The sequence below is a fragment of the Mesorhizobium sp. genome (genome assembly GCF_004962925.1).
Taxonomy (GTDB): domain Bacteria; phylum Pseudomonadota; class Alphaproteobacteria; order Rhizobiales; family Rhizobiaceae; genus Mesorhizobium.
This window is the reverse complement of sequence record NZ_SUEO01000342.1, coordinates 3,884-4,092: the sequence shown is the minus strand read 5'-3', so window position 1 is coordinate 4,092 and position 209 is coordinate 3,884. Positions and strand designations below refer to the sequence as shown.

Below are 209 nucleotides of genomic sequence, written 5' to 3'. Positions count from 1 at the left end.
GCATCTCGGCATGGAGAAAGCCTCCGACGCCGAAGTGTTCGCCGAGATCCGCAAGCGCAAGGACAATTTCTGAGCACCATTGATGGTCTGAAAACTGTGACAACCTCCGCCGAAATCATCGCAACGCTCGGCTTGAAACCGCATCCGGAAGGCGGCTGGTATGCCGAGACCTTTCGCGATGGCGCGGAAGGCGCGCGCGGCCATTCGAC

1 protein-coding gene is annotated in these 209 nt (G+C 59.8%); it reads left to right on the top strand.

Annotated features, from left to right (window positions below):
• Window positions 1-96: 96 nt before the first annotated feature.
• A partial coding sequence (locus E5W87_RS34470) for a cupin domain-containing protein (RefSeq protein ID WP_292408129.1) occupies window positions 97-209 on the top strand: 113 nt, incomplete at its 3' end.